Genomic DNA, 14,553 nt, shown 5'->3' with positions numbered 1-14,553 from the left:
GCCCGCCTGGCATGGACATTCGCCATCCCAACAGGTATGCTGGGCCGCATGAACATTCACCAGCAAATCGCCCTGACCCTGAGCACCGCCGCCACCGCCCGCGCGGCCAACTGGCGCGCCTGGGCCGCCCTGGCCGCCATGCTCGTGACCATCGGCGGCATGCTGGCCATGATGTGGTTCCTGTCTTCCCAGCCCACGCTCGACCTGCGCGCCTGGCTGTGCGGCGGCGCCAGCGCGGCCAGCCTGGTCGTGTGGCGCGCGCTGCTGCCGCTGGCCGTGGAGCACGGGCGGCGCGCGCGCTGAAGCGATTGCCGGGACCCGCCGGCCAGTGCGGTAAAATCGCGTCCATCGTCCCCCTCCCCCGTTTACCCATGCCAGCAGCATTCCCCTCGCGCCGCAGCGGCGCCACACACTGATGCGCCTGCGTTCCCACTATCTCATCCTGGCCATCTCGATTGCCGTTCCGGTCGCCGTATTCGGCGCCATTGCGCTGCACATCCTGCAAGACACCCAGTACAGCTCGGCCATCGGCCGCATCGAGCACAGCGCCACGCTCACCGCGCGCGCCATCGATGCCGATATTTACCGCGCCCAGTCGGTGCTCAAGGTGCTCGGCCACTCGCATGCGCTGGCGGGCGGCGACCTGGCGCACTTCTATGAGGAAGCGCGCGAGGCCAGCGCCGCGCCGGGCGGCTGGATCATCCTGTACGACAGCAGCGGCCAGCAACTGCTCAACACGCGCCGTCCGTATGGCAGCGTGCTGCCCAAACGGCCCGATCCGGAACAGGTGACGGCGATGCTGGCATCGGGCCAGGGCCAGGTCACCGGCATCAAATGGGGCCAGGCGCTGAAAAACCATTTTGTCATGGTCGAACAACCGATCCAGACCCCGGGCGGCCAGCGCTACGTGATCGGACAAGCATTTTCGCCAGCCTTCTTTGCCCATTCCTTCGCCGGACGCACCCTGCCGCCCGGCTGGCGCGTGGCGATCCTCGACCGTGCCGGCGTCATCATCGCGCGCAGCGAGAATGCCGACAAGTTCGTCGGGCTCACGGCGCGTCCCGCCACGCTGGCCGCCATCAGCAAGCTGCGCAGCGGCGTGTTCACCCATCTGCCGGGCGACGACAAGGACATGGTCGACGCCTTCACCCGTTCCGAGCGTTCGGGCTGGGCTATCAACATCGGCGCGCCGGTGGCCGAGATCGACGCGGCGGTCTGGCGCGGGGTGCCGGTGATGGGCGCCGGCCTGGTGATCGCCCTGGTCGCGGCGCTGGCCTTGGCCATGCTGGCCGGACGCCACCTGGTGCGCTTCGTGGCGCGCGCCTCGCAGGCGGCCGCCCTGCTGGGCCGGGGCGGCGCAGTCGATGCGCTGCCGCGCTCGGGCATCCATGAACTGGAATGCCTGAACGAGGCGATCCGCGAAGCGAGCAAGCGCCTGCAAGCGGAAATGCGCTCGCGCACCGATGCCGAGAACGAGCGCAATGCGCTGCTGGTATCGGAAAAGAGCGCGCGCGCGCGCGCCGAGGAACAGAACGCCGCCAAGGACGAATTCCTGGCGATGCTGGGCCACGAGCTGCGCAATCCGCTCAGCGCGGTGGCCAGCGCCGTCTCCATCCTCGACAACGGGCGCAACATCGACGACGCCATGGCCCAGCGCGCGCGCGACGTGCTGCGGCGCCAGACCGACCACCTGCGCAAGCTGGTCGACGACCTGCTCGAAGTGAACCGCGCCCTGATGGGCAAGCTGGAACTGGACAAGGCGCCGGTCGACCTGGCCGAGGTAGTGCGGCGCTGCGTCGACACGCTCAAGGCGAGCGGGCGCACGGCCGCCTTCACGCTGCGCGTCGAGACCGTGCCAGCCACCGTCAACGCCGATCCGACCCGCCTGCTGCAAGTGATCGACAACCTGCTCGACAACGCCATCAAGTACAGCCCGGGCGGCGGCGAGATCGTGCTGTCGGTGCGCCAGGTGGGCGACGCCGCCGAACTGAGCGTGCGCGATTCCGGGCTGGGCATCCCGGCCGACCTGCTGCCGCACGTGTTCGACATTTTCGTGCAGGGCAAGCAGGGCCTGCAGCGCGCCCATGGCGGGCTGGGGATCGGCCTGTCGCTGGTGCGCCGGCTGGTCGAGCTGCATGGCGGCTATGTGCGCATCGACAGCGAAGGCAGCGGCAAGGGCAGCAGCGCCACCGTCACCCTGCCGCGCCTGGCCGGGCACGCGGCCGTGGCGCCCGATGCGCCATCGGCCCCATCGGCGCGCCTGCGCCGCGTGCTGCTGGTGGAAGACAATGCGGATGCGCGCGAGATGATGGCGATGCTGCTGCAATTGCGCTCGTGCGACGTGACCAGCGCCGCCAGCGGACAGGAAGCGCTTGCCGCAGCGCTGGCCGGGCAGCCGGAGCTTGCTTTTATCGATATCGGCCTGCCCGGCATGGATGGCTATGCGGTGGCGCGCGCGCTCAAGGCCGACCAGCGCACCGCCGGCATCGAACTCATTGCGCTGACCGGCTACGGCAGCGAAAAGGACCGCACGCTGGCGCTGGACGCCGGGTTTGCCCGGCACTTCACCAAGCCGATCAGGCTGGAAGACCTGGATCTGGCGCTGGCGTAGGGCTTGCCAGGCCCAGCGCGGCGCGCAGGTCGAGCGCATTGGGCAGCGCCGCGCCGGACGCGGTGTTGTCGAAAATACACCAGACATCGCGCCCGTGCGCCGCGTGGGTCGCCATGTCGCGCGCCAGCTGCGCCAGATAGTCGTTTGGATACGAAGAGTAATAGATGCGCGGCGCGCCGTGCAGGCGCACGTAGATGCTCTCCGTGGTCGGTACGTGCGGCCCTTCCTGGCCCTTGGCCGGATCGGCAATCACGCGCGTGATGGTGTCGCGCCGCAGCAGCGCGCTGGCATCGTCGCCGAACCAGCCCGGATGGCGCGCTTCGCAGGCGACCATGCAGCCGAAGGCGTCGTTCAGGCGCGCGAAAAAGTCGCTGGCGACGGCGGCGTCGAAACCGAGCGTGGGCGGCAGTTGCACCAGCAGGCAACCGAGCTTGTCGCCGAGGGCGCCGGCTTCGGCTGCGAACTGGCGCAGCGGCGCGTCGATGCCGGACAGGCGCGCCTCGTGCGTGATGGTGCGCGGCAGCTTGACCGCGAAGCGGAAGGCTGGCGGCACGCTATGCGCCCAGCGCGCGTAGGTCTTGGCCTGGTGCGGACGATAGAACGAGGAGTTGATTTCGACCGTGCCGAGCACCCGCGCATAGCGTTCCAGGTGGCTGCCTTCGGTCTCGAACGCGGGCGCCGCCTCGCGCGAAATGGTCCAGCCGGCGCAGCCGATGCGCAGCCTGCCGCCCGGGTGTTGTGTACGATTTGTCATGGTGAGAAAGTGTAGCAGCGTGCGGCGCGCGCATCGAACACGGTTGACGCGCACGCACTACAATGGCGTTTTACCAAACTGTACGCAGGAGGATTTCATGACCGACCCCGTCCACATCGTCTGCCCGCATTGCGAAGCGGTCAACCGGCTGGCGCACGAGCGCCTGAACGACACGCCCGTATGCGGCAAATGCGCGCGCGAGCTGTTCGTCGGCATGCCGATCGACGTCAACACGGCGCGTTTCAACAAGCATGTCGAGCGCAACGATATTCCGGTGCTGGTCGATTTCTGGGCTGAATGGTGCGGGCCGTGCAAGATGATGGCGCCGGCCTACCAGCAGGCCGCCAAGCGGCTCGAACCCCGCGTGCGCCTGCTCAAGGTCGATACCGAACACCTGCAGGACCTGGCGGCGCGCTACAACATCCGCAGCATTCCCACGCTGGCACTGTTTCGCAATGGCCGGGAGGTCGCGCGCCAGCCGGGCGCGATGGATGTGAACGGGATTGTTTCCTGGGTGGATGCTCTCATGCGCCACGCGTGATATGCATGCGAAACAAGCGGATGGGTTACGGCGGGACTGCTACAATCGGGCCATATTGCTAAAGGAGCATGAATCATGACGCAAGAGCTGATACTCGATTCCAATCTGGAAGAACAAAAAAACGTGGCGCGCATCCTGTACATCGTGCATGCGCTGGCCCTGGTTTTCTCGCTGGGCCTGCTGTCGGTGATACCTTTGATCGCGAACTATATCAAGCGGCCGGAGACGCAGGGGTCGTATTTGTACAGCCATCACAGCTGGATGATCCGCTCGTTCTGGTGGTTTTTCGTGTGGGCCGTGGTTGCCGCGTTTTTCTGGATCGCGCTGTGGTGGGTGTTCGGCCTCGGCATCCTTATCGCGTGGGTCATTGGTGGACTGGCGTGGATCTGGAAGGCCTATCGCTTGCTGAAAGGGTTTTTCGATCTGGAGAAGAATCAGGCGATGCCGGGTTAACGGTCAGGGGCGTTCCCGCCTCTCCAGGAACTGTTCTCTGGACGCAATGGCGTTAGGTTCAGCATTTTCTGACCACAAACTTCGAAACCGTCTTTCCTGCCATTGGCAGAAACGACGGGGTAGTGGCGCGAACGACGGTGGCTGGCGGCTCAGAGCCGCGCCAACCCCTGCGCCAGGTCGGCAATCAGATCATCGGCATCTTCCAGCCCGATATTGAAGCGCACCAGCACCCCGGCATCCTTCCAATCCTTGCGCATCGCCTGCATCCGGTACGGCATGACCAGGCTGTTCGCCCCGCCCCAGCTGTAGCCAATGCCGAACAGCGCCAGGCTGTCGACGAAGCGGTCGGTCTGCGCCTCGCTGTAACGCGCATCGAACACCACCGAAAACAAGCCGCCCGCGCCGCTAAAGTCGCGCTTCCAGTGCGCGTGCCCCGGACAATCGGCAAACGCCGGATGCAGCACCCGCGCAATCTCCGGACGCGATGTGAGCCAGAGCGCCACTTTCCGGGCCGCCGCGTCGTGCGCCTCGAAGCGCAGCTTCATGCCGGGCAGGCTGCGCAGCACCAGGTAGGCATCATCGGCGCTCACGCCGAGCCCCAGGCGCATGTGCGCCATCGCAAGGCGGTCGTTGAGGGCGCGCTCGCGCGTGATCACGGCACCCATGAGCACGTCCGAACCGCCCGACTGGTACTTGGTCAGCGCCTGCATGATGATGTCGACGCCATGCTCGAAGCCACGCAATGCCAGCCCGGCGGACCAGGTGTTGTCCAGCGCCACCAGCGCGCCCGCATCATGCGCCGCCTTGCAGATCGCCGGCAAATCCGGCACTTCCATCGAGACCGATCCGGGCGCCTCGGTCCAGACCAGCTTGGTATTCGGTTGCATCAATTGCGCAATACCGGCCCCGATCATCGGATCGTAATAGCGCGCGGTAATGCCGAAATCGGCGCTGAGCCAGCGGCCCAGTTCGCGGTTCGGGTTGTACACATTGTCGGGCAGCAGCACGTCGTCGCCGCTTTTGAGCAGCGCAAAATCGACCATGGCGATCGCCGCCAGCCCGCTCGGCGCCAGCAGGCAGAACTGGCCGTCTTCGATCGCCGCCAGCCGCGCTTCCAGGGTGAAGGTGGTCGGCGTGCCGTGCAAGCCGTAGGTGTAGGCGTTCTTGTCTTTCCACTCGCCCGAGCGCATTGCCGCAACATCCTTGAACAGGACCGTCGAGGCGTGATGGATCGGGGTGGGGAAAGCCGCGAAGCCGGCGGGCGGCTCGTAGGCGTGATGAATCAGTTGGGTCTGCGGGGAAGTTTTCATCGGCTGGCAGGCTTTCCGGTGGCAGCGCGGCCACCGGGGCGGCCGTGCCAGCCGTGGTGAACTAGACGACCGAGGCCCAGAGATCGTGGGCGTCGGCGGCGGTGATGGTGACCTCGGCGAATTCGCCAACGGTGAGCTTCTTGCCCGGCACCAGCGAGCGCTTGATGTGCACCACGCCGTCGATTTCGGGCGCGTCGGCCCACGAACGGCCGATGGCTTCCTTGCCGCCGACTTCATCGACCAGCACGCGCATGGTCTTGCCGACCTTGGCCTGCAAGCGCTTGGCCGAGATTTCTTCTTGCAGCAGCATGACGCGGCCACGGCGTTCTTCGCGCACTTCTTCCGGCACCGGATTATCGAGCAGGTTGGCGGTGGCGCCTTCCACCGGCGAATACGCAAAGCAGCCGAGGCGGTCGATCTGGGCTTCCTTGAGGAAGTCCAGCAGGTACTCGAATTCGGCTTCGGTTTCGCCCGGGAAGCCGGCGATGAAGGTCGAGCGGATCGTCAGCTCCGGATTCATGGCGCGCCAGGCCTGGATGCGGTCGAGGTTTTTCTCGCCGCTGGCCGGACGCTTCATGCGCTTGAGCACGTCCGGATGGGCGTGCTGCATCGGAATGTCGAGGTAAGGCAGGACCGAGCCGCCGCTCATCATCGGAATGATCTGGTCGACGTGCGGGTACGGGTAGACGTAGTGCAGGCGCACCCAGGCGCCGAACTGGGCCGCCAGCTGGCCGAGCGCTTCGACCAGTTGCGTCATGTGGGTCTTGACCGGACGGCCGTTCCAGAAACCGGAGCGGAACTTGACGTCGACGCCATAGGCGCTGGTGTCCTGGGAAATGACGAGCAATTCCTTGACGCCGGCCTTGAACAGGTTTTCGGCTTCCAGCATCAGGTCGGCGATCGGGCGCGAGACGAGGTCGCCGCGCATCGATGGAATGATGCAGAAACTGCAACGGTGATTGCAGCCTTCGGAAATCTTGAGGTAAGCGTAATGTTTCGGGGTCAGCTTGATGCCTTGCGCCGGCACCAGGTCGAAGAACGGCTCATGCGGCTTGGGCAGGTGCAGGTGGACCGAGTCCATGACTTCGCCGAGGGCGTGGGGACCGGTAACGGCCAGCACTTTGGGGTGCACTTTCATGATGATGTCGTCGCCGGCAGCATCTTTTTTGGCGCCGAGGCAGCCGGTGACGATCACGCGGCCGTTTTCGGCCAGCGCTTCGCCGATGGCGTCGAGCGATTCCTGGACGGCGGCGTCGATGAAGCCGCAGGTGTTCACGATGACCAGGTCCGCGCCTTCGTACGACTTGGCGGTTTCGTAACCTTCGGCGCGCAGCTGGGTCAGGATCTGTTCGGAGTCGACCAGCGCTTTAGGGCAACCGAGCGAGACAAAGCCGACTTTTGGAGCGGCACCAGGAAGGGGAATACGACGGAGTTCGGACATGTTGGAGGCACAATAAGGCAGGGTAATCTGCGATTATACCTGTTTGGGGCTGGGTGTTGGTGGTTTAGGTGTTGCCCCTGCGCTACCGTTGGCGCCGGCAACCCACCCCGTCGTCTCTGGCATTGCCAGAGACGACGGAAGTTGAGGCGATCGCTACCTAACTACCTCAGTCTCACTTCTTTTCCACCGGCGGAAACGGAAACGCCGCGCCAAAAATGCTCTTGCTCTGGTTCTGCATCTGTTCCTGCATCTGCACGAACAGGTTTTTGCTCTGGTCGATGTAGTTGTTCATCATCCCCTGCATCATCGGTCCCTGCACATTCATGAACTGGGTCCACATTTCGGGACTGAAAGGTTTGCCCTCGAACGCCCCGGTGGAGCCGGTGGTGAATTTGTTCTGGATATCCGTGAACGCCTGGACATTTTTCTCCAGGTAAGACCCCATCATCCCCTGCATGGCATGGCCGTAGTAGCGGATGATTTGCGACAGCACACCGCTCGAAAACATCGGCGCGCCGTTCGCTTCCTCTTCCAGGATGATCTGGAGCAGGATGCTGCGGGTCAGGTCTTCATTCGTCTTGGCGTCGATCACGGTGAACTCGTCCGCGTCGAGCACCAGCTGCTTGACGTCGGTCAGAGTGATATACGAACTGGTCTGGGTATCGTACAGACGACGATTCGGGTACTTCTTGATCAGGCGTTCCGTACTCTTTTTTGCACTACTCATCTCAAGGTTCCACTTATTGCGCCGCAGCGCATGTTGACTGATCACGAAAAAAAAGCGGACTGAAGGTCCGCTCCTGACACGCCTACTTTTTGCATTATAGAGTGGATATTCGCAAAAATACCACTTTACCGGGCCGTGTGCAGCAAATAGTGCGCCGCACCCAAATCATAAGTGGAGGGCAACCCCCGTTGCCCTGCCCCATTGCCCGCCTCAGTCCGCCCGGACCTTGACGTAACGCCCTGGCGCCGGCTCGATCGGCTGGTAGGCCTTGCTGCCCGCCTTGGCCGGCGCCTTGACCTGCTTGCCGCCATGGTCAGCCAGGAAAGCGGCCCATTCCGGCCACCAGCTCCCCTTGTGCTCGGTCGCGCCGTCGAGCCACTCCTGGGCCGGCGTGACGCTGGCCTTGGCCTCGGCCTCGGCCTTGGCCTTGCTCTTGCCTTTGCCGGCCGGGGCGGCCGGGGCGGCGTCATTGGTCCAGTAACTGCGCTTGTTCTTCGACGCCGGGTTGATCACGCCGGCAATGTGCCCGGACGCGCCCATCACGAACCGGTTGGCCTGCGCATTGCCGGGGTTCAGGATGTGCATCGAGCCATACGCCGCGCTCCACGGAACAATATGATCTTCCCTGGAACCGTAGACGAACACCGGCGCCTCGATCGCGCCCAGGTCGACCTTCGCCCCGGCCACGGTCAGCTTGCCCGGCACCTTGAGGCTGTTTTCCAGGTAGGTATTGCGCAGGTACCAGCAAAACATCGGCCCCGGCAGGTTGGTACTGTCGGAATTCCAATACAGCAAGTCGAACGGCGGCGGTTCCTTACCCTTCAGATAGTTCGACTGCACGTAATTCCACACCAGGTCGTTCGGACGCAGCGACGAAAAAGTGGTGGCCAGGTCGCGCCCCGGCATCAGCCCACCCTTGGCCAGCGCTTGTTCGCGCAGGGCGACCTGGGTTTCATCGATGAATACTTCCAGCACGCCGGTTTCCTCGAAGTCGAGCAAGGTGGTCAGCAAGGTCAGGCTGGCCGCCGGCTGTTCGCCGCGCGCCGCCAGTACCGCCAGCGCGGTGCTCATGATGGTGCCGCCGACGCAAAAACCGAAGGCGTTGACCTGGTCGGAGCCGGAAATGGCGCGCGTGACCTCGATCGCCTTGATCGCGCCGGTCTCGACGTAGTCGTCCCAGGTGGTCGCGCCCATAGCGGCGTCCGGATTGCGCCACGACACCAGGAACACGGTATTGCCCTGCTCCACCGCGTAGCGCACCACCGAGTTTTCGGGCTGCAAATCGAGAATGTAGAATTTATTGATGCAAGGCGGCATCATCAGCAACGGTACCTGGCGCACGGTCGGGGTGGCCGGGGTGTACTGGATCAGCTGGAACAGCTCGTTTTCAAACACCACCTGGCCCGGTGTGGTGGCCACGTTGCGGCCCACCTCGAACGCCGACTCGTCCGACAGCGAAATGCGCCCTTTCTGCATGTCGCCCAGCATATTGGCCAGGCCGCGGGTCAGGCTTTCCCCCTTGGTTTCGATGAGTTTTTGCTGCGCTTCCGGGTTTGTTGCCAGGAAATTGGCCGGCGACATGGCATCGACCATCTGCTGCACGGCGAAACGGATCTTTTGCCGTTCGCGCGGCGCGCTCTCGACGGCATCGGCCATGGCAGTCAAAAACTCGGCGTTTAACAGGTATGATGCGGCACTATAGGCCGACATCGGGTTGGACAGCCATTCCGGCGCGGCGAAGCGGCGGTCGGCGAGCGCGGGGGTTTTCCCTGCGAGAAATTCCTGCCACAATCCCGCGGCTTTTTGCAGGTAATCGTTGCGCAGCGATTCGAGCGCCTGGGGCGGGATGGTCGCGCCGGCATCCTTGAGCAGCTTGGCCACAGGGCTGGTGCCCTGCGGCACCGCCGTGAACATCGCCTGCCAGGCGGAGGGATCGGTCATCTGCGACATCCATGCGGAGGCCATCGCTTGCGGGTCGGGCATATTCATGTTTGCGTTCATTGTTTCAATCTTTTCCAAGGAAAGTTGTATGTGGCTTGTCGCTATTGCATGGATCTATGTGGTCGGACTGATGGCGGTGACCGAGGTTACCGAACACGGTATTGTCGCAGGGATTATGACGTTTTTGGGCTATTGTGTGTTGCCTTTGTCAATAGTCTGGTACATCGCCGGCTCCAAGATGCGGCGCATGAAGATCGCACGGAAAGAGGAACTGGCGCGCCGCGCACGCGCGCAGCGCCATGGCGGAGCGGCCCAGGGCGGCGCCGACGAGCAGCCGCGCCGCCGCGAAGCGCGCGACCGCAGCGATAGCGACAGCGGCGATAGCGACAGCAGTGACAGCGGCGGCAGTGACAGCGGCGGTGGCGACAGCGGTTCGAGCAGCGACTAGCGCCGCAGGCCTCACTTGATCCAGATCAGGCTAGCCTGGCGGCCGGTCACCTGGTCGCGCCGGTAAGAATAGAAACGGCCAGGCTCGCTGGCCGTGCAATAGCTTCCGCCGGAAACATCGGTCACGTTATCACGCGCCAGCATGATGCGCGCCAGCCCATAGATATCGGCCAGATACTTGCCCGGACGCCCAGGAAACGGCACGAAGCACTGCCCTGTCCGGCTTGCTTCATCGGGGCCCTGCGTCCCGGCCATAAAACTGTCGAACACATCGCTGCCGACCTCGAACTGGGCCGGACCGATTGCCGGACCCAGCCAGGCGGTGATGTCGCCGGCGCCGGCCGCGCGCATCGCCGCCACGGTCTCGGCCAAGACTCCGGCGGCCAAGCCGCGCCAGCCCGCGTGCGCGGCGCCCACCACCTTGCCATCGCGCGACGCGAACAGCACCGGCAGGCAATCGGCGGTCATGACCACGCACACCGCGCCGGGCACGCTGGCAATGCTGGCGTCGCCCACCCGGACCGGCTGGCCCGGCCGCACGGTGGCGGCGTCGACCACCGCCACCCCATGCACCTGCGACAGCCAGGCCGGCTCGCCCGGCAGTAACTGGCGCAGGCGGGCGCGGTTCAGGCCAACCTGCACCGGATCGTCGCCGACATGCTCGCCCAGGTTCAGCCCGCCGCCACCGGCCCCGTCGCCATACGGCGCCGGACTGACGCCGCCGAGCCGGGTGGTGGCAATGGCGCCCACGCCGGCCGGCATATCCGGCCAGTCGGGCGTCATGCCATGCTCGCCGGGCATCACACCTGCTCGGGCTCGGGAATGCCGGCGCGCTCGATCAGCTCGGCAAAATCATCGGCCAGCGGCACGATCCATTCCATATCCTCGCCCGTGGCCGGATGCACCAGGCCCAGACGGCGCGCCTGCAGCGCCTGGCGCGGGAAGACCGGCGTCAGGTGCTGCTTGCCGTATACAGCGTCGCCCACCAGCGCAAAGCCGATCGAGAGCATGTGCACGCGGATCTGGTGGGTGCGGCCGGTCTCGAGCTGGCATTGAACCAGACTGACGGGACGACGGTCCAACATACCGGTGGCGATGCGCTGGTAGTGGGTAATGGCCGGCTTGGCCGAAAAATTGGTCGACACAGCCATCTTGACCCGGTCTTTCGGGTGGCGGCCCATCGAGGCGTCGATGGTGCTGCTCAGCTGCGGCGTACCCCAGACCAGCGCAAAATACTCGCGCTTGACGCTGCGCGCCTGCAACTGGCGCACCAGGTCGGTTTGCGCCGCCAGGGTTTTGCCGATCACCATCAGGCCGCTGGTATCCTTGTCGAGCCGGTGCACGATGCCCGCGCGCGGCACGCCGGCCAGTTGCGGACAGTGGTGCAGCAAGCCGTTGAGCAAGGTCCCGGCCCAGTTGCCGGCGCCCGGATGCACCACCAAACCGGCTGGTTTGTTGATGACGATGATATGCTCGTCCTCGTAGACGATGTTCAGTTCCATCGCTTCTGGCGTGTAGGCCTCGTCTTCCGGCGCACTTTGTGGCAGGATGACGACCGCTTCGTCGCCATAGGCGGTGTCTTTGCCGCGCGCGGGCTTGCCGTCGACCAGCACGTGGCCCGCTTCGAACCACAGTTGCAGGCGGCTGCGCGAAAATTGCGGGACCAGGCCGGCAATGACCTTGTCCAGACGGTGGCCGCAAGCGTCCGGCGTCAGTTCAAGGTGGATCGGAGAGAGGTCGATGCCGGGGGCGGCAGGCACGTAGCCGTCGCCTGCCTCGTCGTCGAGGTCGATCTCCAGATCGGGGTCTAAGGGCAAATCCGCCGAATTCGGCGTTGGAGTTAATATCACAGCAGTCCCATCGGCTATAATCAGCCTTTCGTTGAATCTCAGTTAATACTCTCTTGCAAAAAGTTATGCAAAAAAAATTATCGCGTGTTGTTGCCCGTACTGTTGCTACTACCGTTGCTGCTACTCTTCTGCTCGGTTTGTCCGCTTGCAGCTTGTTGCCGGAAAAAACCGACGAGACCAAAAACTGGCCGGTGACGAAATTATACGCTGAGGCACGCGAAGAAATGGCGGGTGGTCACTACGAGGCGGCAATCAAGCTGTTCGAGCGCCTCGAAACCAACTACCCGTTCGGCAATTATGCGGTGCAGGCACAGATGGAAATTGCCTACGCCTACTACAAGAGCCAGGACCAGGCCCAGGCGCTGGCGGCGGTGGAGCGCTTCATCAAGCTGCACCCGAACCATGCCAACGTCGACTACATGTACTACCTGCGCGGGCTGATCAACTTCAACGACCAGATCGGCTTCCTGAGCTTCGTCTACGAGCAAGACCCGACCGAGCGCGACCCGAAAGCGACGCGCGAAGCCTTCGCCGCCTTCAAGGCCCTGGTCGACAAATTCCCTCAGAGCATCTACGCGGCCGATGCGATCGCCCGCATGAAGTATCTGGTGAATGCGATGGCGCAGTACGAAGTGCACGTGGCCAACTACTACCATGACCGCGGAGCCTACCTGGCCTCGCTGAACCGTGCGATGGCGGCGGTCTCGGACTACCAGGATGCGCCGGCGCGGGAAGAAGCGCTGTTCCTGATGATGCGCAACTACGACAAGCTCGGCATGCCCGAACTGCGCGACGACACCAAGCGCATTTTCGTACGCAACTACCCGGGCAGCAAGTTCCTCGACCCGAACGCCAGCGGCAAATCGTGGTGGAAGTTCTGGGCCAAATCGGACCGCGCGGCGCAGTAAGGCCCGCTGAGGACAATGCAAAAGACCGGGGAGACCCGGTTTTTTGTTGTTACCCCTAGAGGAATTTTCGCTGCCCCGGCGGTTATCGTCCGTCGCCCCCGCGCCGCGTGCCACCTTGGCGCGGGGGCGACGGTTTTAAAGTGAGCGCAATTCGGGATGTTCCGAGTCAGCCCTCGACCTTGCGCCGGAACATCCAGGTGCGGTCGTCGGAATCGTGCTTGTCGAAGGCGTAGCCGTCAACCTTGAAACTCTTGAGTTTTTCGGCATCGACAATGCCCTTGACCGCCGCGTAGCGCGCCATCAAGCCGCGCGCCCGCTTGGCGAAGAAGGAAATGATCTTGTACTTGCCTCCCTTCCAATCCTCGAACACGGGCGTGACGACCGGCACCGACAGCAGCTTGGGCTTGACCGACTTGAAGTATTCCTGCGACGCCAGGTTGACCAGCACCTTGGCGCCCTTGGCCGCAATCGCCTCGTTGAGCGCGCCGGTGACGGTCTCGCCCCAGAATGCGTACAGGTCCTTGCCGTGCGGCGTGGCCAGCTTGGTGCCCATCTCCAGCCGGTGCGGATGAATCAGGTCGAGCGGACGCAGCACGCCGTACAGCCCGGATAAAATACGCACGCTGTGCTGGGCGTAATCGAGCTGGCCCGGCTTGAGCGTGCGCGCGTCGAAACCGGCGTAGACGTCGCCATTGAAGGCCATGATCGCCTGGCGCGCCTCGCTGGTGTCCTTGCTCCAGCTCGCGTAGCGGCCGACGTTGAGGTCGGCCAGGGTGTCGGACAAGTGCATCAGGCTGGCCAGCTCGGGCGGCGAATAGTGGCGCAGCACGTCGATCAGCGCACTGGAACGGTCGAGAAAATCGGGCGTGGTGTGGAGTTTGGTGGTCGGCGGCGTTTCAAGGTCCAGCGATTTGGCGGGCGACAAGACAATCAGCATAAGATTCAATCAACTTACTACGAATAAACAGACCAATATGATACCCGCTCCAGCCAAACGCATCGTGCTCGACACCAATGTCTGCCTCGACCTGTTCGTCTTCCACGATCCGCGCTGGGCCAGCTTGCTGGCCGCCATCGAGAGCGGAGAGGTCGAAGCCGTCACCCGCGCCGATTGTCGCGAGGAATATCTGGTGGTACTGCACTACAAGCACCTGCCGCTGGACGAAGCGACCCGCCCGCTCTCGGCCGCGCGCTTCGACGCCCTCATTACCGTCGTCGCCCCCGACGCCAAGCCGGTGCGCCTGCCGGTCTGCACCGACCGCGACGACCAGAAATTCCTGGAACTGGCGCGCGATGCCGGCGCCGACATCCTCATCACCAAGGATAAGGCGCTGCTGAAACTTGCACGCAAGACGGCGCAGGCGGGCATGTTCCGCATCATGCTGCCCGAAGCCTGGGTCAAGCTGGCGGCTGCGCCGGCGGCCGCTCAAGCGTGACAGCTCCCCGCCGAATCCTGCCGAGCCAGCCCAACGTTCGACGCGGCGCTTTGGCGGTAGCTGCAGGAGTTACTGGACTTCAATACAAGGGATTCCCGGCGAATGGAATGTTGATTCGTCATGCGAACAAGCCT

15 protein-coding genes are annotated in these 14,553 nt (G+C 64.1%); 7 read left to right on the top strand and 8 right to left on the bottom strand.

Annotated elements, in window-relative coordinates:
* Positions 1-48: 48 nt before the first annotated feature.
* Both PO883_RS27525 and PO883_RS27520 read left to right on the top strand, forming a co-directional pair.
* Entirely contained in the window at positions 49-303 is a 255-nt protein-coding gene (locus PO883_RS27525; RefSeq protein ID WP_289312601.1) for a hypothetical protein, read from the top strand.
* A 112-nt stretch (positions 304-415) separates the two neighbouring features.
* On the top strand, positions 416-2,611 hold the full coding sequence (locus PO883_RS27520; RefSeq protein ID WP_289312600.1) for an ATP-binding protein: 2,196 nt from the start codon (positions 416-418) through the stop codon (positions 2,609-2,611).
* Here the strand turns inward: PO883_RS27520 and PO883_RS27515 are convergent.
* Positions 2,577-3,365 carry a DUF72 domain-containing protein gene (locus PO883_RS27515; protein WP_289312599.1) on the bottom strand — a complete coding sequence of 263 codons (789 nt, stop codon included), beginning with the start codon at positions 3,363-3,365 and terminating at the stop codon, positions 2,577-2,579. The two genes, PO883_RS27520 and PO883_RS27515, sit on opposite strands and share 35 nt — an antisense overlap.
* Positions 3,366-3,462: 97 nt before the next feature.
* Between PO883_RS27515 and trxC the strand changes: the two genes are divergently transcribed.
* Positions 3,463-3,906 (top strand): thioredoxin TrxC, encoded by a 444-nt coding sequence (gene trxC / locus PO883_RS27510; protein WP_289312598.1) that lies wholly within the window; start codon positions 3,463-3,465, stop codon positions 3,904-3,906.
* Between the two features lie 75 nt (positions 3,907-3,981).
* The gene (locus PO883_RS27505) at positions 3,982-4,359 is read left to right on the top strand and encodes a hypothetical protein (RefSeq protein ID WP_289312597.1); all 378 of its coding nucleotides are present in this window, start codon (positions 3,982-3,984) and stop codon (positions 4,357-4,359) included.
* Positions 4,360-4,508: 149 nt separating this feature from the next.
* Here PO883_RS27505 and PO883_RS27500 read toward each other — a convergent pair whose 3' ends face one another.
* The 4 genes from PO883_RS27500 to phaC all read right to left on the bottom strand — a co-directional run bounded on the left by PO883_RS27500 (position 4,509) and on the right by phaC (position 9,826).
* Complete coding sequence (locus tag PO883_RS27500) at positions 4,509-5,669, bottom strand: cystathionine beta-lyase (protein ID WP_289312596.1); 1,161 nt, start codon at positions 5,667-5,669, stop codon at positions 4,509-4,511.
* Positions 5,670-5,730: 61 nt separating this feature from the next.
* Complete coding sequence (gene rimO / locus PO883_RS27495) at positions 5,731-7,110, bottom strand: 30S ribosomal protein S12 methylthiotransferase RimO (RefSeq protein ID WP_054267831.1); 1,380 nt, start codon at positions 7,108-7,110, stop codon at positions 5,731-5,733.
* Positions 7,111-7,282: 172 nt separating this feature from the next.
* Complete coding sequence (gene phaR / locus PO883_RS27490) at positions 7,283-7,837, bottom strand: polyhydroxyalkanoate synthesis repressor PhaR (protein ID WP_099879662.1); 555 nt, start codon at positions 7,835-7,837, stop codon at positions 7,283-7,285.
* A 210-nt stretch (positions 7,838-8,047) separates the two neighbouring features.
* A complete protein-coding gene (phaC, locus tag PO883_RS27485) occupies positions 8,048-9,826 on the bottom strand; it encodes a class I poly(R)-hydroxyalkanoic acid synthase (protein WP_289312595.1) in 1,779 nt (592 codons plus the stop codon).
* Here phaC and PO883_RS27480 point away from each other — a divergent pair.
* On the top strand, positions 9,825-10,226 hold the full coding sequence (locus tag PO883_RS27480) for a hypothetical protein (RefSeq protein WP_289312594.1): 402 nt from the start codon (positions 9,825-9,827) through the stop codon (positions 10,224-10,226). The two genes, phaC and PO883_RS27480, sit on opposite strands and share 2 nt — an antisense overlap.
* An 11-nt stretch (positions 10,227-10,237) precedes the next feature.
* Here PO883_RS27480 and pgeF read toward each other — a convergent pair whose 3' ends face one another.
* Positions 10,238-11,026 carry a peptidoglycan editing factor PgeF gene (gene pgeF, locus PO883_RS27475; protein WP_289312593.1) on the bottom strand — a complete coding sequence of 263 codons (789 nt, stop codon included), beginning with the start codon at positions 11,024-11,026 and terminating at the stop codon, positions 10,238-10,240.
* Positions 11,026-12,042, bottom strand: coding sequence for an RluA family pseudouridine synthase (locus tag PO883_RS27470; RefSeq protein WP_308606356.1), 1,017 nt, complete (start codon positions 12,040-12,042; stop codon positions 11,026-11,028). Before PO883_RS27470 ends, pgeF begins: the two co-directional genes overlap by 1 nt.
* Positions 12,043-12,140: 98 nt before the next feature.
* Between PO883_RS27470 and PO883_RS27465 the strand changes: the two genes are divergently transcribed.
* Complete coding sequence (locus PO883_RS27465; RefSeq protein ID WP_289312591.1) at positions 12,141-12,983, top strand: outer membrane protein assembly factor BamD; 843 nt, start codon at positions 12,141-12,143, stop codon at positions 12,981-12,983.
* A gap of 166 nt (positions 12,984-13,149) precedes the next feature.
* Here PO883_RS27465 and yaaA read toward each other — a convergent pair whose 3' ends face one another.
* Positions 13,150-13,920 (bottom strand): peroxide stress protein YaaA, encoded by a 771-nt coding sequence (gene yaaA / locus PO883_RS27460; RefSeq protein ID WP_289312590.1) that lies wholly within the window; start codon positions 13,918-13,920, stop codon positions 13,150-13,152.
* Positions 13,921-13,957: 37 nt separating this feature from the next.
* Here yaaA and PO883_RS27455 point away from each other — a divergent pair, with 37 nt between their 5' ends.
* Positions 13,958-14,419 carry a putative toxin-antitoxin system toxin component, PIN family gene (locus tag PO883_RS27455; RefSeq protein WP_289312589.1) on the top strand — a complete coding sequence of 154 codons (462 nt, stop codon included), beginning with the start codon at positions 13,958-13,960 and terminating at the stop codon, positions 14,417-14,419.
* Positions 14,420-14,553 lie beyond the last annotated feature (134 nt).

It is taken from the genome of Massilia sp. DJPM01 (genome assembly GCF_030348125.1).
Lineage (GTDB): Bacteria > Pseudomonadota > Gammaproteobacteria > Burkholderiales > Burkholderiaceae_D > Telluria_A > Telluria_A frigida.
This window is presented reverse-complemented; position numbering and strand designations above follow the sequence as displayed.

What these genes read in the sequence shown, in the direction of transcription:
- phaC (WP_289312595.1), bottom strand. Translation starts at nt 9,826, where the DNA reads ATGAATATGCCCGACCCGCAAGCGATGGCCTCCGCATGGATGTCGCAG.
- yaaA (WP_289312590.1), bottom strand. Translation starts at nt 13,920, where the DNA reads ATGCTGATTGTCTTGTCGCCCGCCAAATCGCTGGACCTTGAAACGCCG.
- PO883_RS27525 (WP_289312601.1), top strand. Translation starts at nt 49, where the DNA reads ATGAACATTCACCAGCAAATCGCCCTGACCCTGAGCACCGCCGCCACC.
- PO883_RS27515 (WP_289312599.1), bottom strand. Translation starts at nt 3,365, where the DNA reads ATGACAAATCGTACACAACACCCGGGCGGCAGGCTGCGCATCGGCTGC.
- phaR (WP_099879662.1), bottom strand. Translation starts at nt 7,837, where the DNA reads ATGAGTAGTGCAAAAAAGAGTACGGAACGCCTGATCAAGAAGTACCCG.
- PO883_RS27520 (WP_289312600.1), top strand. Translation starts at nt 416, where the DNA reads ATGCGCCTGCGTTCCCACTATCTCATCCTGGCCATCTCGATTGCCGTT.
- PO883_RS27465 (WP_289312591.1), top strand. Translation starts at nt 12,141, where the DNA reads ATGCAAAAAAAATTATCGCGTGTTGTTGCCCGTACTGTTGCTACTACC.
- pgeF (WP_289312593.1), bottom strand. Translation starts at nt 11,026, where the DNA reads ATGCCCGGCGAGCATGGCATGACGCCCGACTGGCCGGATATGCCGGCC.
- PO883_RS27505 (WP_289312597.1), top strand. Translation starts at nt 3,982, where the DNA reads ATGACGCAAGAGCTGATACTCGATTCCAATCTGGAAGAACAAAAAAAC.
- rimO (WP_054267831.1), bottom strand. Translation starts at nt 7,110, where the DNA reads ATGTCCGAACTCCGTCGTATTCCCCTTCCTGGTGCCGCTCCAAAAGTC.
- PO883_RS27500 (WP_289312596.1), bottom strand. Translation starts at nt 5,669, where the DNA reads ATGAAAACTTCCCCGCAGACCCAACTGATTCATCACGCCTACGAGCCG.
- trxC (WP_289312598.1), top strand. Translation starts at nt 3,463, where the DNA reads ATGACCGACCCCGTCCACATCGTCTGCCCGCATTGCGAAGCGGTCAAC.
- PO883_RS27455 (WP_289312589.1), top strand. Translation starts at nt 13,958, where the DNA reads ATGATACCCGCTCCAGCCAAACGCATCGTGCTCGACACCAATGTCTGC.
- PO883_RS27480 (WP_289312594.1), top strand. Translation starts at nt 9,825, where the DNA reads ATGTTTGCGTTCATTGTTTCAATCTTTTCCAAGGAAAGTTGTATGTGG.